The 19,647-nt window shown below is 70.4% G+C and carries 20 protein-coding genes; 12 read left to right on the top strand and 8 right to left on the bottom strand.

Going from position 1 to position 19,647, the window contains the following annotated elements; genetic code table 11:
• Positions 1–7: 7 nt before the first annotated feature.
• The gene (locus ACFWCH_RS17110) at positions 8–1,123 is read right to left on the bottom strand and encodes a mannose-1-phosphate guanylyltransferase (protein ID WP_136030378.1); all 1,116 of its coding nucleotides are present in this window, start codon (positions 1,121–1,123) and stop codon (positions 8–10) included.
• 227 nt (positions 1,124–1,350) lie between these two features.
• Between ACFWCH_RS17110 and sdhC the strand changes: the two genes are divergently transcribed.
• From sdhC to ACFWCH_RS17080, 6 genes are all read left to right on the top strand, one after another.
• The gene (gene sdhC / locus ACFWCH_RS17105; RefSeq protein WP_136030381.1) at positions 1,351–1,785 is read left to right on the top strand and encodes a succinate dehydrogenase, cytochrome b556 subunit; all 435 of its coding nucleotides are present in this window, start codon (positions 1,351–1,353) and stop codon (positions 1,783–1,785) included.
• Positions 1,785–2,225 carry a succinate dehydrogenase hydrophobic membrane anchor subunit gene (locus ACFWCH_RS17100; protein ID WP_136030382.1) on the top strand — a complete coding sequence of 147 codons (441 nt, stop codon included), beginning with the start codon at positions 1,785–1,787 and terminating at the stop codon, positions 2,223–2,225. The genes sdhC and ACFWCH_RS17100 overlap by 1 nt, the downstream gene beginning before the upstream one ends.
• A gap of 19 nt (positions 2,226–2,244) precedes the next feature.
• Positions 2,245–4,071: a succinate dehydrogenase flavoprotein subunit gene (sdhA, locus tag ACFWCH_RS17095; protein ID WP_136030384.1), complete on the top strand. Its 1,827-nt coding sequence runs from the start codon at positions 2,245–2,247 to the stop codon at positions 4,069–4,071.
• A gap of 2 nt (positions 4,072–4,073) precedes the next feature.
• Positions 4,074–4,841 carry a succinate dehydrogenase iron-sulfur subunit gene (locus tag ACFWCH_RS17090; RefSeq protein ID WP_136030386.1) on the top strand — a complete coding sequence of 256 codons (768 nt, stop codon included), beginning with the start codon at positions 4,074–4,076 and terminating at the stop codon, positions 4,839–4,841.
• 101 nt (positions 4,842–4,942) lie between these two features.
• On the top strand, positions 4,943–6,157 hold the full coding sequence (locus tag ACFWCH_RS17085; protein WP_136030388.1) for a YihY/virulence factor BrkB family protein: 1,215 nt from the start codon (positions 4,943–4,945) through the stop codon (positions 6,155–6,157).
• A 9-nt stretch (positions 6,158–6,166) separates the two neighbouring features.
• On the top strand, positions 6,167–7,006 hold the full coding sequence (locus ACFWCH_RS17080; protein ID WP_378803915.1) for an exodeoxyribonuclease III: 840 nt from the start codon (positions 6,167–6,169) through the stop codon (positions 7,004–7,006).
• A gap of 45 nt (positions 7,007–7,051) precedes the next feature.
• Here ACFWCH_RS17080 and ACFWCH_RS17075 read toward each other — a convergent pair whose 3' ends face one another.
• The gene (locus ACFWCH_RS17075; RefSeq protein WP_378803914.1) at positions 7,052–7,723 is read right to left on the bottom strand and encodes a DUF4166 domain-containing protein; all 672 of its coding nucleotides are present in this window, start codon (positions 7,721–7,723) and stop codon (positions 7,052–7,054) included.
• Positions 7,724–7,783: 60 nt separating this feature from the next.
• On the opposite strand from ACFWCH_RS17075, the gene trpS reads away from it, so the two are divergent.
• Positions 7,784–8,788, top strand: coding sequence for a tryptophan--tRNA ligase (gene trpS, locus ACFWCH_RS17070; protein ID WP_136044440.1), 1,005 nt, complete (start codon positions 7,784–7,786; stop codon positions 8,786–8,788).
• 50 nt (positions 8,789–8,838) lie between these two features.
• Positions 8,839–9,570 (top strand): hypothetical protein, encoded by a 732-nt coding sequence (locus ACFWCH_RS17065; RefSeq protein ID WP_378803913.1) that lies wholly within the window; start codon positions 8,839–8,841, stop codon positions 9,568–9,570.
• 12 nt (positions 9,571–9,582) lie between these two features.
• Here the strand turns inward: ACFWCH_RS17065 and pth are convergent, their stop codons facing one another.
• Both pth and ACFWCH_RS17055 read right to left on the bottom strand, forming a co-directional pair.
• The gene (pth, locus tag ACFWCH_RS17060; RefSeq protein ID WP_136036311.1) at positions 9,583–10,164 is read right to left on the bottom strand and encodes an aminoacyl-tRNA hydrolase; all 582 of its coding nucleotides are present in this window, start codon (positions 10,162–10,164) and stop codon (positions 9,583–9,585) included.
• Positions 10,165–10,260: 96 nt separating this feature from the next.
• On the bottom strand, positions 10,261–10,875 hold the full coding sequence (locus tag ACFWCH_RS17055) for a 50S ribosomal protein L25/general stress protein Ctc (RefSeq protein ID WP_136030399.1): 615 nt from the start codon (positions 10,873–10,875) through the stop codon (positions 10,261–10,263).
• Between the two features lie 222 nt (positions 10,876–11,097).
• Here ACFWCH_RS17055 and ACFWCH_RS17050 point away from each other — a divergent pair, with 222 nt between their 5' ends.
• Positions 11,098–11,223, top strand: coding sequence for a hypothetical protein (locus tag ACFWCH_RS17050; protein WP_275090547.1), 126 nt, complete (start codon positions 11,098–11,100; stop codon positions 11,221–11,223).
• Here the strand turns inward: ACFWCH_RS17050 and ACFWCH_RS17045 are convergent.
• Complete coding sequence (locus ACFWCH_RS17045; protein ID WP_378803912.1) at positions 11,208–11,729, bottom strand: gluconokinase; 522 nt, start codon at positions 11,727–11,729, stop codon at positions 11,208–11,210. The two genes, ACFWCH_RS17050 and ACFWCH_RS17045, sit on opposite strands and share 16 nt — an antisense overlap.
• 11 nt (positions 11,730–11,740) lie before the next feature.
• Complete coding sequence (locus tag ACFWCH_RS17040) at positions 11,741–12,799, bottom strand: D-2-hydroxyacid dehydrogenase (RefSeq protein WP_247639055.1); 1,059 nt, start codon at positions 12,797–12,799, stop codon at positions 11,741–11,743.
• Positions 12,800–12,948: 149 nt separating this feature from the next.
• Here ACFWCH_RS17040 and gndA point away from each other — a divergent pair, with 149 nt between their 5' ends.
• The gene (gene gndA / locus ACFWCH_RS17035; RefSeq protein WP_136030406.1) at positions 12,949–14,403 is read left to right on the top strand and encodes an NADP-dependent phosphogluconate dehydrogenase; all 1,455 of its coding nucleotides are present in this window, start codon (positions 12,949–12,951) and stop codon (positions 14,401–14,403) included.
• A gap of 60 nt (positions 14,404–14,463) precedes the next feature.
• Here the strand turns inward: gndA and ACFWCH_RS17030 are convergent, their stop codons facing one another.
• The gene (locus tag ACFWCH_RS17030; protein ID WP_378803911.1) at positions 14,464–15,714 is read right to left on the bottom strand and encodes an FAD-binding oxidoreductase; all 1,251 of its coding nucleotides are present in this window, start codon (positions 15,712–15,714) and stop codon (positions 14,464–14,466) included.
• A 104-nt stretch (positions 15,715–15,818) separates the two neighbouring features.
• Here ACFWCH_RS17030 and ACFWCH_RS17025 point away from each other — a divergent pair, with 104 nt between their 5' ends.
• The gene (locus ACFWCH_RS17025) at positions 15,819–16,547 is read left to right on the top strand and encodes a response regulator transcription factor (protein ID WP_136030408.1); all 729 of its coding nucleotides are present in this window, start codon (positions 15,819–15,821) and stop codon (positions 16,545–16,547) included.
• 26 nt (positions 16,548–16,573) lie between these two features.
• Positions 16,574–18,067, top strand: coding sequence for a cell wall metabolism sensor histidine kinase WalK (locus ACFWCH_RS17020; RefSeq protein ID WP_136036313.1), 1,494 nt, complete (start codon positions 16,574–16,576; stop codon positions 18,065–18,067).
• On the opposite strand, the gene ACFWCH_RS17015 is transcribed toward ACFWCH_RS17020, so the two are convergent.
• Positions 18,061–19,635 (bottom strand): FAD-dependent oxidoreductase, encoded by a 1,575-nt coding sequence (locus ACFWCH_RS17015; RefSeq protein WP_136030410.1) that lies wholly within the window; start codon positions 19,633–19,635, stop codon positions 18,061–18,063. The genes ACFWCH_RS17020 and ACFWCH_RS17015 overlap by 7 nt on opposite strands.
• Between the last annotated feature and the right edge of the window lie 12 nt (positions 19,636–19,647).

Genomic DNA, 19,647 nt, shown 5'->3' with positions numbered 1-19,647 from the left:
CTGCTCATCAGAGCACGTCGCCCTGTCCGTTCAGCTTCAGCGACTCCACGACGCCCTTCACGCGCTGCGCGTTCTCCACCGTCGTGACGAGAAGCGCGTCGGGGGTGTCGACCACGACGATGTCCTTGACGCCGACGAGGCTGATGACGCGGGAGGTCTGGCTGACGAGGATGCCGCTGGCGGCATCCGTGAGCACCCGCGCCCGCGGCCCGAGAACGGCGAGGTCGTTCTTCCTGCCGTTGGTGATGAGCTTGGTGAGCGACGCGAAGTCGCCGACATCGTCCCAGTCGAAGTGCCCGGGGACGACGGCGAGGCGACCACGACGCGCGGCGGGCTCGGCGACCGCATAGTCGATCGCCGTCTTCTTGAGGCGCGGCCAGATGCGGTCGACGACCGGGCCCCGTCGCTCGCGATCGTCCCACGCCTCGGCCAGTTCGAGCAGCCCGGCGTGCAGCTCCGGCTCGTTCGCGGCGAGCTCGTCGAGCAGGACGCTCGCCTTGGCGATGAACATGCCCGCGTTCCACAGGTAGCCCCGGTCGGCGAGGTACGCCTTGGCCGTCTCCAGGTCGGGCTTCTCCACGAAGCTCTCGACGAGCGCGGCCTCACGGGCACGCTCGACGACGAGCTCGGAGCCCTTCTTGATGTATCCGAAGCCGACCGCGGGCTCCGTGGGGGCGATGCCGATCGTGCAGATGTACCCCTCGCGAGCGACCTCGACCGCGTCTCGCACCGCGAACTCGAACACGCGCGTGCCGCGGATGACGTGATCGGCGCTGAACGAGCCGATGATCACATCGGGGTCGCGCCGGTGCAGCACGGCGGCGGCCAGTCCGATCGCCGCGGCGGACTCGCGCGGCTCCGACTCCAGGAACACGTTCAGATCGGCGATGCCGGGCAGCTCGGCCTCCACCGCCGCCCGGTGCGCCCGTCCCGTGACCACCGCGATCCGATCGGGTCCGGCGAGAGGCTCGAGGCGGTCCCACGTGTCGCGCAGCAGCGAGTGGCCGGAGCCGGTCAGGTCGTGCAGGAACTTCGGCGCATCCGCCCGGGAGAGCGGCCACAGCCTGCTGCCGATGCCTCCGGCCGGGATCACCGCGTAGAAGTCCTCGATGGGTTCGCTCACCCGGCCAGCGTACCCAGCCGGCCCGCTCGGTCCCCGTGAGCCGCTCCGCGGCGACGCGGTCCCGACCGGATCCGGGCGGCGCACGCTGGTTAGGGTCCCCTTCGTCGCCCACGGCCTTCTCACAGGAATAGGATGGAGGGCGATCGGGCGTGCCTGCCCCTCCCCAGCACTTCGAGGGGTCGAGACGGCGCACGCGACCGAGTCACATCGATCCAGGGAGGACGACCGTGTCCACAAGCGCTCGCTTGACACCGTCGATTTCGGAAACCACGTCCAAGACCCCCCGCGGCACCCTCTACCGGGGTCGCGAAGGCATGTGGTCGTGGGTGCTTCACCGCATCACCGGAGTCGCCATCTTCTTCTTCCTGTTGGTGCACGTGCTCGACACGGCGCTCATCAGGGTGTCGCCGGAGGCGTACGACGCGGTCATCGGCACGTACAAGAACCCGGTCATGGCGCTCGGCGAGGTCGTGCTCGTGGCCGGCATCGTGTTCCACGCCATGAACGGTCTGCGCATCATCGCCGTGGACTTCTGGTCGAAGGGCGCCAAGTACCAGCGCCAGCTCTTCTGGGGCGTTCTGCTCGTCTGGGGCATCATCATGGCCGGCTTCGTGCCCCGCCACCTGATGCTCGCATTCGCCGGCTTCGGAGGAGGACACTGATGAGCGCTCAGACCGCCGTCGCCCCCGCCCGCCGTCAGCGCGGGGTGAACCTGGAGAAGTGGGGCTGGGTCTTCATGCGCGTGTCGGGCGTCGTGCTCGTCGTGCTGATCTTCGGCCACCTCTTCGTCAACCTCATGCTCGGCGAGGGCATCCACGCCCTCGACTTCGCGTTCATCGCCGGCAAGTTCGCCACGCCGTTCTGGCAGTGGTGGGACGTGCTGATGCTGTGGCTCGCGCTCATCCACGGCGCCAACGGCATGCGCACGATCGTGAACGACTACGTGACCAACGCCACCGCCCGCAAGGCACTCGTGTGGGCACTCGGGCTGGCCGCCGGCCTGCTCATCATCCTCGGCACGCTGGTCGTCTTCACGTTCGACCCCTGCCTGGGTGTGACCGAGTCCAGCACGCTGTGGGAGACCTGCCAGGCGCAGGGCTAGAAGAAGAGGCATACGAGAAGTGACTACCCAGACCCAGGATTCCGTCGTCCGTGACGGCGTGCACTACCACCAGTTCGACATCGTCATCGTGGGCGCCGGCGGCGCCGGGATGCGGGCGGCCATCGAGGCGGGCCCCGGCGCGAAGACGGCCGTGATCTCGAAGCTGTACCCGACGCGCTCGCACACCGGTGCCGCGCAGGGCGGCATGGCGGCGGCGCTCGCGAACGTCGAGGAGGACTCCTGGGAGTGGCACACCTTCGACACGGTCAAGGGCGGCGACTACCTCGTCGACCAGGACGCGGCGGAGATCCTCGCGAAGGAAGCCATCGACGCGGTCATCGACCTCGAGAACATGGGCCTTCCCTTCAACCGCACGCCCGAGGGCAAGATCGACCAGCGTCGCTTCGGCGGTCACACGGCCGAGCACGGCAAGACCCCGGTCCGCCGCGCCTGCTACGCCGCCGACCGCACCGGTCACATGATCCTGCAGACGCTGTTCCAGAACTGCGTCAAGCTCGGCATCAACTTCTTCAACGAGTTCTATGTGCTCGACCTCATCACCGTGAAGGACGAGGCGGGCAAGACCCAGATCGCCGGCGTCGTCGCCTACGACCTCGCCACGGGTGAGCTGCACGTCTTCCAGTCCAAGGCCGTCATCTTCGCGACCGGCGGCTTCGGGAAGATCTTCAAGACCACGTCGAATGCGCACACTCTCACGGGCGACGGCGTCGGCATCGTCTGGCGCAAGGGCCTCCCGCTGGAGGACCTCGAGTTCTTCCAGTTCCACCCGACCGGACTCGCCGGACTCGGCATCCTCCTCACCGAGGGTGCCCGCGGTGAGGGCGCGATCCTCCGCAACGCCTCGGGCGAACGGTTCATGGAGCGATACGCCCCCACCATCAAGGACCTCGCGCCGCGTGACATCGTCGCGCGCTGCATGGTGCAGGAGGTCGCGGAGGGCCGCGGCGCCGGACCGCACAAGGACTACGTGCTGCTCGACTGCACGCACCTGGGTGCCGAGGTGCTCGAGACCAAGCTCCCCGACATCACCGAGTTCGCGCGCACGTACCTGGGCGTCGACCCGGTCGTGGAGCCCGTCCCCGTGATGCCGACCGCGCACTACGCCATGGGCGGCATCCCCACCAACAACAACGGCGAGGTGCTGGCCGACAACGACACCGTGGTGCCCGGCCTGTACGCCGCCGGCGAGTGCGCGTGCGTCTCGGTGCACGGCGCCAACCGCCTCGGCACCAACTCGCTGCTCGACATCAACGTCTTCGGCAAGCGAAGCGGCCGCAACGCCGTGGAGTACGTCAAGACCGCCGAGTTCGTTCCACTCCCCGAGAACCCCGCCGCGTTCGTCTCCGGCATGCTCGAGGACCTGCGCAACAACCAGGGCACCGAGCGCATCGCCGTGCTGCGCAAGACGCTGCAGGACGAGATGGACAAGGGCGCGCAGGTGTTCCGCACGCACGAGTCGCTGCAGCACGTGCTGGGCGTGATCGCCGAGCTGCGCGAGCGCTACAAGAACGTGCACGTCGACGACAAGGGCCACCGGTTCAACACCGACCTGCTCGAGGCCGTGGAGCTGGGCTTCCTGCTCGACATCGCCGAGGTCGTCGTCTACGCGGCGCAGAACCGCGAGGAGAGCCGCGGCGGTCACATGCGCGACGACTTCCCGAAGCGCGACGACGAGAACTACATGAAGCACACCATGGCCTACCTGACGGGCGACCCGCACTCGTCGGACCCGAGCGACCACATCAAGCTCGACTGGAAGCCCGTCGTGTTCACCAAGAACGACAAGGGCGAGTTGAACTACCCGCCGATGGAGAGGAAGTACTGACCATGTCGAACGCCATCGCCGAAGCCCCCGCGGAGACGACCGAAGACACCGGCATCCAGTCCTTCATCGTCACGTTCAACATCCGCCGGTTCGACCCCGAGGTCGACGCCGAGCCGCACTGGGTCGACTACGACGTGGAGCTCTACTCCACCGACCGCGTGCTCGACGCCCTGCACAAGATCAAGTGGGAGGTCGACGGTTCGCTCACGTTCCGCCGCTCCTGCGCCCACGGGATCTGCGGCTCCGACGCCATGCGCATCAACGGACGGAACCGCCTCGCCTGCAAGACGCTGATCAAGGACCTCGACATCTCGAAGCCCATCTACGTCGAGGCCATCAAGGGCCTGCCGCTGGAGAAGGACCTCGTCGTCGACATGGAGCCGTTCTTCGCGTCGTACCGCGAGGTGCAGCCGTTCCTCGTCGCGAACTCCGTGCCGGAGAAGGGCAAGGAGCGCCTGCAGACCATCGCCGACCGCGAGGTCTTCGACGACACCACCAAGTGCATCCTGTGCGCCGCGTGCACCTCCTCGTGCCCCGTGTTCTGGACCGACGGTCAGTACTTCGGCCCGGCGGCCATCGTCAACGCGCACCGCTTCATCTTCGACTCGCGCGACGACAACGCCGCCGTGCGCCTCGACATCCTCAACGACAAGGAGGGTGTGTGGCGGTGCCGCACGACCTTCAACTGCTCCGAGGCGTGCCCCCGCGGCATCGAGGTCACGAAGGCGATCGCAGAGGTCAAGCAGGCGGTCCTTCGCGGACGCCCCTGAGGCATCTCCTCCCCCGCGCGAAGGGCGGCTCCGACTGCGGAGCCGCCCTTCGCGCGTCTCGGAGGCGTCCCGGCGTGGGGCGCCTTGGATAGGGTGGGGTCGTGTCCGACCCCACTGGTGCCGCGACCGAGCCCGGTCGTCTCGATGCGGCGGTCGAGCGCGCGACCGCGCTGACGCAGCGCACCCTGGGACTGTTCCCGGTGCGGGTGTGGCGACACTTCCTGCAGCACAACGGCTTCCTGCTCGCCGCGGGCGTGAGCTATCAGGCGCTGTTCGCCATCTTCGCCGCGGTGTACCTGGCCTTCGCCATCGCCGGTCTCTGGCTGGGCGGCAGCGAAGATGCGGTCAACGGCCTCATCGACATCATCAACAACTACATCCCGAACCTGATCCTCGATCAGGGCGGCGTGTTCACACCGCAGCAGGTGCAGGAGATCGCCTCCAACACGACCGGCGTGCTCGGCGTCACCGGCCTCATCGCCCTGGGCACGGTGATCTGGACCGCGATCGGCTGGGTCACCTTCTCCCGCCGCGCCGTGCGAGACATCTTCGGGCTCGAGCCCGACCGCCGCAGCTACCTGCTGCTGAAGGCCCGCGACCTGCTCGCGGCCCTCATCTTCGGGGTGGCCCTGATCCTCGGGTCGGCCCTCAGCTCGGCCAGTGCGGCCGTGCTGCGCTGGCTCCTCACTCTCCTCGGGTGGGACTCCGGATCGGACGGGCTGAACCTCAGCATCCGGATCGGGACCGTGCTCGTGTCCTTCGTGCTCCTGACCGGGGCCCTGGCCGCGATGGTGCGATTCCTCACCGGGACCTCGCTGCACTGGGGAGTGATCTGGCCGGGCGCGCTCCTCGGCGGTGCGGCCATGACCGTGCTGCAGTTCGGTGTCGGCTTCCTGCTGAGCTACACGCCGTCGAACCCTCTCCTGGCCACGTTCGCGATCTTCGTCGGACTGCTGCTGTGGTTCCGCGTGAACGGCGTCGTGATGCTCGTCGCGGCGTCGTGGATGGCGGTGACGGCGCAGGACCGCGACCTGCCGCTCCTCGCCCAGACTGAGGCGGAGCGCCGCATCGACGAGCACCGGGCGCTGCTCGTCGCCGCGCGCATCCGAGCCCGAGACGCGCAGGCGGAGCGCGATGCCGCCCCCTGGTACCGCGTGTGGGCGACCGAGCGGGCGCTGCGCCGCGCACGGGAGGAAGTGGCGCACCTCGAGGCCACTGCCCCGCCGCCGCTGCCGGCGGGTTCCCCGCTGGCACAGCGTCTGCTCACAGAGCTCAACCACCGCCAGGACCGCGGTGATGTCGGAGGCGCTCGTTAGGCTGGAGGAATGCCTCATCTGCGTATCGCCACGGTCAATGTCAACGGGATCCGAGCGGCGGCTCGCAACGGGATGAGCTCGTGGCTCGACGCGGCGGACATCGACATCCTCACCCTGCAGGAGGTCCGCGGCCAGGACGAGCACATCGAGGCCGCCCTCCCCGGATGGACCTTCGTGCACGACGAGGCGACGGCGAAGGGGCGCGCAGGCGTCGCGATCGCCAGCCGCCTCCCCGCCGTCGCTTCCCGCACCGACTTCGGGCCGGAGGACTTCGATTCGAAGGGTCGCTGGATCGAGGCCGACTACGTGATCGGCGACCAGCCGCTGACGGTGGTCAGCGCCTACGTGCACTCGGGCGAGGCGGACACCCCGAAGCAGGACGAGAAGTGGAAGTTCCTCGACGCGTTCGAGGCCCGACTCGCGTCGCTGAACACCGACGGCGCCCTCGCCCTCGTCACGGGCGACCTCAACGTGGGACACCGCGAGCTCGACATCAAGAACTGGCGCGGGAACCGCACCAAGGCCGGCTTCCTCCCGCGGGAACGCGCGTACTTCGACCGGTTCCTCGGCGAGGCGGGCATGTCGATCACGGGGACCGACGGCTCGGTCGGCACCGGCCTCGGCTGGGTCGATGTCGGGCGCCGCTTCCACGGTGAGGTCGACGGTCCGTACACGTGGTGGTCCATGCGCGGGAAGGCATTCGACAACGACTCCGGGTGGCGCATCGACTACCACCTCGCAACTCCCGCTCTCGCGGAACGGGTCGAGGCTTACCACGTCGCCAGGGCCGCCGCCTACGACCAGCGGTGGAGCGACCACGCACCGGTCGTCGTCGACTACTCGTACTGAGGACGCCGAGCCGGCCGCGCGGGAGGTTACGTCGTGCCGGGCTCGCTAGGAGCCGGGCCGCGAGCCGGGCTGCGCAGCCGCGTGCCGGTCCTGTTCGCGGTACCACCCGCGGTACTCCAAGACCGTCCCCAGCACCGGGTTCACCGCGCGCATGTCGATCGTGCGACGACGGTGCTCCTCGTCCCAGCCGTCCACGAGATCGACGTGCACGCCGAGGGGTCCGCGGAGCGCGACCCGTCGACCGCACAGACGCAGCGCGACCCGCACCGTGCTCATGCGGAGGAACCCCTCCGATGTCACGGAGCACGCCTCGATCAGCTCGACCCGACCGCGCGAGCCGAGGAGGTTGCGCACCAGCCCAGGGCGGACGCTCACGGTCAGACGGTCGGCGATCTCCTGCGCACCGCGGGAGAAGCCGAACACGCGGACGGAGTCGAGCGTGGCACGCCCCGACGGAGACCGCCCGGACACCGTCATCAGCGTGAATGGCACCGCGCGGCCCCGGGCGGTGACGAGCAGACGCGGGCCCACGACGGGACGGGCGAGCGCCGACCATCGACCGAAGCGGCTTCCCGCGATCGCGAACACCCCCTCCGCGTGACCGACGGCCGAGGGGCGACGGAACGAGGCGAGCAGTTCCGGATGCAGTCGCTCCGCCTCCGCTCCGAGGGCGTCGAGGAAGACCTTGCCTCGTGCGGGCGGGGGTGTCTCGGTCATGCCGCCAGCGTAGGCGACGGCCGCGCGGAGGGCCGCGCGACGGGCGCATAGGATTGACGGGTGAACAAGCCTCGTCTCTACTCCGGAATGCAGCCCTCCGCCGACTCCCTCCAGATCGGCAACTACATCGGCGCTCTCCTGCAGTGGCGAGAGCTGCAGAACTCGTACGACGCCTTCTTCTCCGTGGTCGACCTGCACGCCCTGACCGTGGCCCAGGAGCCGGCGGAGCTGCGGGAGAAGACGCGCCGGACGGCTGCGCAGTACATCGCAGCGGGCATCGAGCCCTCGCAGTCGACGCTGTACGTGCAGTCCCACGTGCGCGCACACGCCGAGCTGGCCTGGATCCTCAGCACGATCACCGGTTTCGGCGAGGCCGGTCGCATGACGCAGTTCAAGGACAAGTCCGCCCGGTACGGCGCTGACGCGACCAGCGTCGGACTCTTCACCTATCCAGTGCTCATGGCCGCGGACATCCTCCTCTACCAGACCGACGTCGTGCCGGTCGGCGACGACCAGAAGCAGCACGTCGAGCTCACGCGCGACCTCGCCGAGCGCTTCAACACGCGCTTCGGTCCCACCTTCACGGTGCCGATCCCCGTCATCCAGAAGGAGACGGCACGGATCTACGACCTGCAGAACCCGACCGCGAAGATGTCGAAGTCGGCGGAGAGCGACGCCGGCGTCCTGTGGATGCTCGACGACCCGGCCAAGTCGGCCAAGAAGATCATGCGGGCCGTGACCGACAACGAGGGCTCGGTGCGGTTCGACCGCGAGAACAAGCCCGGTGTCTCGAACCTGCTGACGATCTACGCAGCCCTCACCGGTCGGCAGATCGCCGCGATCGAGGACGAGTACGCGGGCCGTGGCTACGGAGACTTCAAGAAGGGCCTGGCAGAGGTCGTGGTGGCGGAGTTCGGGCCGGTGCGGGAGCGCGCGCTCGAGCTCCTCGACGACCCGGCCGAGCTCGACCGCATCCTCGCCGCGAACGCCGCCCGCGCGGACGCCGTCGCCGATGCGACGCTGTCCGACGTGTACGACCGCGTCGGACTGCTCCGGCGGGTCTGACGGCGGCGGCGCCCGGGGGCGAGGACGGCAGCGCCTCTAGGATGGGGGGCGTGACCGATCCCCAGCTGCCTCCTCCCCCCGACGCACGCTCGACCCCCGACGGACCCCCGCCGGCACCCCCGGCATACGCCCCCGCGCCGTCCGCCGCCCCGGTCCCGCCCGCATACGATGCCGCCCCGGTCCCGCCCGCATACGATGCCGCCCCGGTCTCGTCGTCGTACGCAGCCGCCCCGGTCCCGCCGTCGTACGGCGCTGCCCCGGTACCCCCGGCATACGCCACCGCCCCCGGCGCATACCCGACCGCGGCTCCGGTCGCACCCGCCGCCCCTCCCGGCGCCTACGCCGTGCCCGTGGGCGGCTACGCGGTGCCGTCCGGGGCCTACAGCGTGCCGGATGCGGCTCCGCAGCGCTCCGGCGTCCTGGGCTCGCTCGCCCTCGTCTTCTCCCTCGTCGCGGCCGTCGTGGCCCCGATCCTCGGCGGCATCAGCGCCTTCGAGATCGGCCGACGACTCCCCTACGGCGTCTCGAGCGGCAATGACCTGAGCGTCCTCAGCCCGGCGCGAGATCAGGTGCTGTGGGCGGAGCTGTCGTTCTGGACCGGGACGGTGTTCGGCGTCGCCGCGCTCGTCCTCGGCATCATCGCGATCCGCCGTCGGCAGGGTCGCGGTGCCGGGATCGCCGCGCTCGTGCTCGCCGTGCTCGGCGTCGTGATCTTCTCCGCCGTCGTGCTCGTCACGTTCGCCGTCGGTGGTGCCGCCGGATTCGCGGGCTCCCCCGCCTGAGCGCACGACCGCTCAGCGGGGCGCGTGGTGCTTCTGCTGCGCGGCCAGGAGCCCCTCGTCCACCAGCAGCTCGACCGCATCGGCGGCATCCGCGACGAGGAGCGGCAGGTTCGCCCGCTCGTCCTTCCCGAACGGGGACAGCACCCAATCGGCGGGGTCCTGACGCCCGGGCGGGCGCCCGATCCCCACGCGCACGCGCGGGAACTCGGGCGTCGTGAGCGCGCGCGCCACGTCGCGCACGCCGTTGTGTCCGCCGTGGCCGCCGCCCGTCTTCAGCTTCACCGTGTCGAACGGGATGTCGAGCTCGTCGTGCACCACGACCACGTGCTCCGGCGCGACGGAGTAGAACCGGGCCAGTGCGGCGACCGGTGTCCCCGAGACGTTCATGAAGGTGTTCGGCTTGGCGAGCACAAGCTTGTCCGCCCCCGGGCGCAGCCACGTCTCCACCACGCGAGCACCGCCCTTGTGCTCACGGAACGTCTCGCCGCGCCTGCTCGCCAACTCGTCGACGACCAGCTGGCCGATGTTGTGGCGGGTCGCCTCGTACCGCGGACCCGGGTTGCCGAGTCCGACAACGAGCCAGGTGACTGCCATTCCTCGTCCTCTCTCGCGGGCGCCGCGCACCCGGTCAGGATACGACGGAGGGGACGCGATGCGATCGCGTCCCCTCCGTGGTGAAGCTGTCGGAGATCACTCCGCGGCGGCCTCCTCGGCAGCCTCGGCGGGAGCCTCGCCCTCGGCGGCCTCGGCCTCGTCCTCGACCGGAGCGGCCGGAACGGCGATCGCGACGACCAGGACCTCGGGGTCGGTCAGCAGCGACGAACCCTTGGGCAGGGTGACGTCGGCGGCCGTGATGTGCGCGCCCTCCTCGAGACCCTCGACCGACACCTCGATGTGCTCCGGGATGTGGGTGGCCTCGGCCTCGACCGACAGCGTGGTCGCGTCGAGGTTGACGATGGTGCCGGGAGCCGACTCGCCCGTGACGACGACGGGAACGTCGATCGCGACCTTCTCGCCCTTCTTCACGACCAGCAGGTCGATGTGCTCGATGATCTGGTGCACCGGGTCCTTCTGCACGTCCTTGACGAGCGCGAGCTGCGAGGTGCCCTCGATGTCGAGGTCGAGCAGCGCGTTCGCGCGACGCACGATCAGCGAGACCTGGTGGCCCGGGAGCGCGACGTGCACGGGCTCGGTGCCGTGGCCGTAGATGACGGCGGGGATCTTGCCGGCGGCGCGCAGACGACGGGCGAAGCCCTTGCCGAAGCTGTTGCGCAGCTCGGCGTGGACCGTGGTGTCTTCAGACATGGGTTCTCCTTCGGGGCACGCAGCGAAGGCGCCGCGCGGTGGTCTTGGAATTGTGAACTCGAACGCGGACGCGTGAGGAAAGCCACCGGGCTTGCTTCGCCGCGTCGATTACGGATATCCGCGCACGCGCAGAAGCATCCCTCGCCGAGGTACGTGTCCATGGTACCGGATCACCCGATAGGCTGAGGACACCGTCCCTTCTGCAGAACTCGGAGTACCCCCATGCTCGACGGCGCCTTCCTCTCGCACGTCCTTCTCTGGCTCATCGGCGCCATGACGCTCTGCGCCGCGATCGGTACCGCGGGCGCGCTGTTCTCGCTCGGCCGCTCCGGCTACCGCAAGGACTGATCGCCCCTCCGACGCCCCTCGTCCCGCCACGCGGCGACGATGGCGTCGACCTCCCCGGCGGGGTTCCGCGTGGCCTCGACCCGCACCCCGCGCTCATCGCCCTCCAGCGGCTCCAGCGCCGCGAGCTGCGAGTCCAGCAGCGACGCCGGCATGAAGTGGTCCTCCCTCGCCCGCATCCGCGCGGCCAGCACCGCAGGATCGACGACGAGCTCCGCGAAGAACGCCTCCGGCGCCTCCGTCCTGATCGCCTCGCGGTAGCGACGCCGCAGCGCGGAGCAGGCGATCACGATGCGGTCGTGCGCGCGCAGCGTCTCGCCCACGACCCGCAACCACGGCAGGCGGTCCTCGTCGTCGAGCGGGACACCGGCAGCCATCTTGTCGACGCTGGTGAGCGGATGCAGATCGTCACCGTCGACGAACCGCGCGTCCAGCGCCTCCGCGAGGGCCCGGCCCACCGTCGACTTGCCCGAGCCGCTCGGCCCCATCACCACGATGCGGACGCTCATCGCCGCCCGGATCAGTAGAACTCGACGGTGTCGACCACGGCGCGCAGCTCGCGGCCGTCGAGCAGGCGGGTGGCGTTCTCCGCGAAGCGGCGGGCGATGCGCTCCTCCTCGCGGGAGCTGAGCGCCGCGGTGTGCGGACTCACGAGCACGCGCGGGTGCGACCACAGGGGCGAGCCCTCCGGCAGCGGCTCCTCCTCGAACACGTCCAGCCCGGCGAACCCCACGCGCCCGTCGTCCAGCGCCCGCAGCAGCGCGGCCTCGTCGATCACGCTCCCCCGGCCCACGTTGGTGACGATCACCCCGGGGCGCACCGCCCGCAGCACGTCGTCGCCGATCAGGTGCCGGGTCTGCGCGGTACCGGGCAGCGTGACCACGATCGCGTCGACCTCCGCGACCACCTCGCTCAGCGCATCCGGGGAGACGAGCCGCTCGACCCCCTCCACCGGGCGGCCGGAACGGCTCGTGCCCCACACCCGCGCACCCAGCGCATCGAATCGGCGCGCGCACTCCGCTCCGATCCCGCCCAACCCGACGACGAGCACCGTCATCTCCTCGACCTGCCTCATCTCCCACCGCTCGGGCCAGCGACGGTCGCGCTGATCCTCCAGCAGACGCGGCAACCCCTTGGCACCGGCGAGCACGGCGAACACCGCGAACTCGGCGAGCGTGCCACCGTGCACGCCGGCGCTCGTGGTGAAGACGACCCGGTCCAGGTCGGCGCGACCGAGGTCCGCGGCGCGCACCGTGCTCCCGCCGCCCGCCGCCGTGGTCATGACCCAGCGCAGCCGCGGGTTCGCGGACACCGTGCGCGCCAGGGCGCGGGGATCGACGTCCGGGATCCCGAACAGCACGTCGGCGGAGTCGACCAGGGCGTCGAAGGCCTCCTGCTGCTGCGGCGTGCGCGTGAACCCGGGGTCGCCCGACCAGTCCGCGGGCCCGCGCATCGGCGGCACGAGCGACGGATCGCTCACCACCTCCAGGCGCGGCTCCAGCTCTTCGATGAGCCGGCACAGCTCCTCGGGCAGCGGCACCGCCACCACGGCGCGCACCTTCTTCTCGGACTCCGTCACGACGACTCCCTCTCTGCAGGCCTGCTCCGACCAGCGTAGAGGTCGAGGCGGGCCGCACCGCCGCGGCCTCACGAGGACACGATCGCGCGCCGACCGACCGCACAGCGATACGCTGAACACAACCCTTCTTCACGATCGAGGAGCCCTCTGTGCCCGAAGCATCAGCGAACATCGGAGTCGTCGGACTCGCCGTCATGGGGTCGAACCTCGCCCGCAACCTCGCCAGCCGCGAGGGCAACACCGTGGCGATCTTCAACCGCAGCTACGAGAAGACCGAGACCCTCCTCGAGGAGCATCCGGAAGCCGGCTTCATCCCCGCCCGGACGTACCAGGAGTTCGCCGATGCGCTGCAGAAGCCGCGCACGGCCATCATCATGGTCAAGGCGGGTGCCCCGACCGACGCGGTGATCGATTCGCTGGTCGAAGTGTTCGAGCCGGGCGACATCATCGTCGACGGCGGCAACGCCTACTTCCCCGACACCATCCGCCGCGAGAAGGCCGTGCGGGAGACGGGCATCAACTTCGTCGGCGCCGGCATCTCCGGCGGCGAAGAGGGTGCGCTCACCGGTCCCTCGATCATGCCCGGCGGCTCCGACGAGTCGTGGGTCACGCTCGGCCCGATCCTCAAGTCCATCGCGGCGGTCGCCGAGGGCGAACCGTGCGTCACGCACGTGGGTCACGACGGTGCCGGCCACTTCGTCAAGATGGTGCACAACGGCATCGAGTACGCCGACATGCAGCTGATCGCCGAGGCCTACGACCTCATCCGTCGCGGCACCGGCAAGTCGCCCGCCGAGATCGCCGAGATCTTCGCGGAGTGGAACCGCGGCGAGCTCGAGTCGTACCTGATCGAGATCACCGCCGAGGTGCTCCGTCAGGTGGATGCGGAGACCGGCAAGCCCCTCGTCGATGTGATCCTCGACCAGGCCGGCGCCAAGGGCACCGGCGCCTGGACCGTGCAGACCGCGCTGTCGCTCGGCGTCCCGGTCTCCGGCATCGCCGAGGCGACCTTCGCCCGCTCGCTCTCCTCGCACCCCGAGCAGCGCGCCGTCGCCGCGTCGCTGCCCGGACCCGACGAGGAGTTCACCGTGCCGGCCGATCAGGTCGATGCGTTCATCGAGGACGTGCGCCTGGCGCTCTACGCGTCGAAGATCGTCGCGTACTCGCAGGGCTTCGACGAGATCCGCGCGGGGGCCGCCGAGTACGGCTGGAACATCGACCTCGGCGCGATCTCCAAGATCTGGCGCGGCGGCTGCATCATCCGGGCGCAGTTCCTGAACCGGATCGCGGACGCCTACGCCGAGACGCCCGACCTTCCCGTGCTGATGACGGCGCCGTACTTCGCCGAGGCGCTGACCCGCGCCCAGTCCGCCTGGCGCCGCGTCGTGGTGACGGCCGCGCAGTCGGGCATCCCCGCCCCGGCGTTCTCGTCGTCGCTGTCGTACTACGACGGCATCCGCGCCGACCGCCTCCCCGCCGCGCTCGTGCAGGGCCAGCGCGACTTCTTCGGCGCCCACACCTACAAGCGCATCGACAAGGACGGCACGTTCCACACGCTGTGGTCGGGCGACCGCACCGAGATCGAGGCCGAGGACACGCACTGACGCCTCCGTGCGACGAGGGCCCGGGAACCGCATGGTTCCCGGGCCCTCGTGCGTCGTCGCTCAGACGCTGATGTTGTGGTTGCGGCGGAACAGGTTCTGCGGGTCCCACTGCCGCTTGACCTCGAGGAGCCGGGCGAACGCCTCTTCGGCATACATGCCGGCGACCGTCTCGGACTGCTCCGTGTCGACGAAGTTGCTGTACTCGGCGAGGCGCCCCGCGGCGATCCGCTGGACCTCGACGGCAGCGCGCTCGCGCGCGGCATCGTCGAGCAGTCCGGGGATGTCGAAGGCGGCCGCCATCACGAACCAGGTCGCGGAACGGGCGGGGAACGCGGTCGCCTCCTGGGGCACGTCGGCGAAGGCGCCGCCGAGCGAACGCAGGAACACGACCGACGCCGGATAGGCGCTCCGGAAGGCGATCAGGCGGTCGATCAGCTCATCATCGAGGTCGGACATGAGCCCGTTGGCCGCGATGAACCCGGGAGGAGCGGGGGCCTCCTCCCCCTCGGGCTGCGGCATCTCCAGCAGGATGTCGCGGTAGGCCGGCGTACTGACCTCACTGTGCACGCCATCGAGCGCGGCGATCGGGGCGAGGGCGGCCTGCAGCGCCTCGGGCTCGGGGCCGGCCCAGACCGCGGTGAGCCTGGCGCCCGCCGGAGCACTCGGGTCCATGGGCGGCACGTCCATGAACGTGACGGTGAGCTCGCGCGGGGCATCGCGCATCAGGTCGCGTGTCGCCCGGAGGACGTCGGTGGCATCACCGTCGACGACGTTCTCGGCCAGCGCGATGCCCGGGAGCCGGTGCGCCTCGAAGTCGAAGCGGGTGACGATGCCGAAGTTGCCGCCACCGCCGCGCAGCGCCCAGAACAGCTCGGGGTGCTCGTCGGCGGAGGTCTCGATCACGTCGCCGGTCGCGGTCACGACCTGCGCGCCGACCAGCTGGTCGACCGCGAGGCCCCAGGCCCGGACCATCCAGCCGATGCCGCCGCCGAGGGTGAGACCGCCCACGCCGACGCTCGCGGTGTCGCCCGAGCTGAGCGCGAGGCCGTGGTTCGCGAGCTCCGCGGCCACGTGGCCCCAGACGGCGCCGCCGCCGATGCGGACCCTCGTGCCCTCGACCTCGACGGAGGACAGGGCGCCGAGCTCGATGCGGATGCCGGGTGCGGGGGCGTGCGACCAGGGGCCGTGGCCGCCGGAGACGACGGTCAGCGGGACGGGTTCCCGCGCGGCGCGACGGACGAGGTCGGCGACCTCGGAGACGGTGGAGGGACGGTGGACGATGGGGGAAGGATGCTCGACGCTGTCGGTCATGAGCACACGGTAGACCCGGGCGCAGACATTCGGGAGGGCTGTTCCCAGAGAACACATAGCGGCCTCCATAGAAATCGCATAGGAGATTCCGCAGAATAGACGCTATGACCAGCGACCTGCCCGAACTGCGCCGCCCCGACGGCTCCCCTCTGCGCATCCTCGCCGTGGACGACGAGCAGATGCTCACCGACCTGCTCGCCATGGCCCTGCGGATGGAGGGGTGGGAGGTGCGCACCGCGTCGTCCGGCCTCGAGGCCATCCAGGTGGCCAAGGAGTTCGAGCCGGACGCGCTCGTGCTCGACATCATGATGCCCGACCTCGACGGGATGTCCGTGCTCAAGCGGCTCCGCGATGCGGGCAACCTCGTGCCCGTGCTGTTCCTCACGGCCAAGGACGCCGTCGGCGACCGCGTGGCGGGCCTCACCGCCGGCGGCGACGACTACGTGACCAAGCCGTTCAGCCTCGAAGAGGTGATCGCCCGCCTGCGCGCGATCATCCGCCGCACCGGTCACGCGACCGCAGACGACGGGCAGTCCATCCTCCGCGTGGCCGACCTCACGCTCAACGAGGACAGCCACGAGGTCGTGCGCGACGGCACCGAGATCGAGCTGACCGCGACCGAGTTCGAGCTGCTGCGCTACCTGATGCGCAACGAGCGCCGCGTGCTGTCGAAGGCGCAGATCCTCGACCGGGTGTGGAGCTACGACTTCGGCGGGAAGTCGTCGGTGGTCGAGCTGTACATCTCCTACCTGCGCAAGAAGATCGACGCCGGACGCACTCCTCTGCTGCACACGGTGCGCGGCGTCGGCTACATGATCAAGGCCCCGCAGTGAGCGGAGCGACGATGACGCGACGCCCCATGAGCCTGCAGACGCGGCTCATGACGGCCGTGATCGGCTTCGTGTCGCTCATCCTCGTCATCGTCGCCATCATCACCAGCGCCACCCTCGGCAGCACGCTCGAACAGCAGCTCGACGACAAGGTCAAGGGCTACGCCGTCACGATCCGCGACCAGGTCGTCGAGCGGGTCGCGCCGTCCGATGCGACCGTCGAGAACATCCTCTACCGCATCGACCCCGTGCCGGGGCTGCTGCTCTCGGTGGGAAGCCCCGTCGCCGGTGCCACGGGCGTCGCGTTCCACGACAACCGCGCCGAGCTCAGCAACCGGTCGACCACCCTCACCTCCGAGCAGCTGCGACAGCTGTACGGCACGGTCGCCCTCGGCACCCAGGGCACCATCACGTTCGACGGGCTCGGCTCGTACCGCGTCTTCGCGACCACCGCGAGCAACGGCGTCGTCGTGGTCACCGGCCTCCCCCGCGACGAGATCCAGAACCAGCTCACGCAGCTGCTCACCGTGATCGTGCTCGCGACCGTGGGCGGCCTGATCCTCCTCGCCCTCACCACCGCGGTGACCATCCGGGTGAGCCTTCGTCCGCTGCGCGCGGTCGCCGCGACCGCCACCCGGGTCGCGAACCAGCAGCTCGACCGCGGCGAGGTCAGCATCACCGAGCGCGTGCCGCCCGCCGAGGCCGATCCGCGCACGGAGACCGGGCTGGTGGGCGCGGCGCTCAACAAGCTGCTCGACCACGTGGACGTCTCCCTCGCCGCTCGGCAGAAGAACGAGGAGCGCATGCGGCAGTTCGTCGCCGACGCGAGCCACGAGCTGCGCACCCCGCTCGCCTCGATCCGCGGCTACTCCGAGCTCTCCCTGCGCGCGCTCCGTCAGGCGGACGCCGCGACCGACCCCGCCAAGGCCCCCGAGGCGATCGAGGGCACCACGTCGTCGCTCGAGCGCATCCAGGCGCAGTCGCTGCGCATGACCAGGCTCGTGGAGGACCTGCTGCTGCTCGCCCGGCTCGACGAGGGCCGCGAGCTCGTCTACAGCAACGTCGACCTCGCGCAGCTCGCGCTGGAGGGCCTCTCCGACGCGCGGCCGACCGCACCCGAGCACCACTGGAGCATCGAGGTCCCGGACGAGCCGGTGCTGATCCTGGGCGATGCCGGGCGCATGCACCAGGTGGTGGCGAACCTGCTCGCGAACGCCAGGGCACACACCCCGGCGGGGACCACGGTGACGCTCAGCGTCGCCAGGGAGGGCGACGACGCCGTGCTCCGCGTGCACGACGACGGGCCGGGCATCGACCCCGCGATCCGCGACGAGCTCTTCGCCCGCTTCGCCCGCGGTGACACCTCGCGCGCCCGTCAGACCGGCGGCACCGGGCTCGGCCTCGCGATCGTGAAGGCCATCGTCGAGGGGCACGGGGGCGTGATCGACGTGACCAGCGAGCCGGGTGACACCACCTTCACGGTGCGGATCCCGTCCGCGCCCGCTCCGGCCCCCGCTCAGTAACCCGCGAACGCATCGGTCGTGAGGCTGCGCGCCCTCTGCAGCGCCGGCGCGAGGTCGGCGATCAGCCGCGGCGGTCCGGAGATGAACGCGTGCCGCTCGGCCAGGTCGGGCACGGCCTGCTCGAGCGACTCCGCACCCAGGCGCGCGCCCCGCGCCCAGGACCAGTGCGCGGGAAGCCCGGTGGGCTCGTCGCGCGTGAACACCACCGTCCGCACGCCGGTCGCCTCCAGCTCCTCCCGGAACGCGAGCTCCGCGGCCTCCGCGGCGACGTAGACCAGCACCACGTCGCGCTGCTGACCCGTGGCCCGCAGCTGCCGCAACTGCGACACGAACGGCGTCACGCCGATGCCCGCCGCGACCATGAGCACGGGCTGCTCGCCGCGCGGCAGGACGAAGTCGCCCCACGTGCCGGTGACCGCGAACGTCGCCCCCGGCTCCGCGGCCGCCAGCGCGCGCTTGTAGCTGGACGGGTGCTTCTGGTCGCCGTTCTTGTACGCGATGCGCAGCGTCGGCAGGTCGGCCGGTGCCGAGACGATGCTGAACTCCCGTCGAGTGCCCCGCGCGTCGGGACGGCGGTGCGGCACGTCCAGCTCGAGGTACTGGCCGGCGAGGAACCGGACCCGCCCCTTCGCGCGGAACGTGAGCTCCTGCGCGGTCGGGGTGACGAAGGTGCGACGCTCCAGCACGAGCCGCACCGAGCCGCGCAGCGCGAACGCGAAGGCGAGCAGGTTGCCGATCAGCAGCGCCCGCTCCTGGCCGAGCGTGAACAGCCCGGCCACCGAGATCGGCCAGCCGGCGAGCACGCCGACCAGGACCGCGACCGCGAGCTGCTGTCGCCGTCGTGGCGGGAGCGTGAGCGGCTCGGACAGCATGAACGCGCCGAGGAACAGGAACGGCGACTGCAGCACCGCGAACGACAGCGCCGTGACGAGGTCGAACGGGATGTCGAACTGCGCCGCCTGCACGGCCTGGCGCACCAGGGACGTGGCCACCGCGGCCACGAGGAAGAGCGACACGACCCGGATCTTCTCGGTGCGCCAGAGCACGGCGAGCCCGAGCAGCACCACCGGCACGGCGAGCACCGGAGTGCCGACCCACCACGACGACGAAGTGCCCAGCCACGCGAAGGCTCCGAACGCGCCGAGGATCGAGACGACCGCCGCACCGAAGGCCGCCGGGTTGAAGATGTGGCGGCCGCGCCAGGCGATCACGTACTTCGACACGCTCGCCACGGCGCCCGCGATCGCGAGCCCGAGCAGGGCTGCGGGCTCCACACCGGGACGCAGCACGAACAGCAGGATGAGCGCGGTCACCAGCGACGACTCGATCCGCCACGGCAGCCGGAGGATGCGCTGCGCCGCCGCGTCCACCGCCGAGATCACGGCCGCGAGCACCACGAACGACACCACGAGCTCGACGGGCGTCGGCGACACGATCACCCCGAACAGCGACAGGACGAGGGCGATCGCGGCGAGGGCGATGAGGGCGAACAGCACCAGGCGGTACATCGACAGCGCGCCCAGCACGGCGAGGACGCGCTGGCGTGCAGCGGCGAATGTCGTGATCACGGTTCCACTCTT

The sequence above is a fragment of the Microbacterium sp. NPDC060132 genome (assembly GCF_042729675.1).
Taxonomy (GTDB): domain Bacteria; phylum Actinomycetota; class Actinomycetes; order Actinomycetales; family Microbacteriaceae; genus Microbacterium; species Microbacterium sufflavum.
The sequence above is the reverse complement of the archived record's forward strand: the minus strand, read 5'-3'. Positions and strand labels throughout refer to the sequence as shown.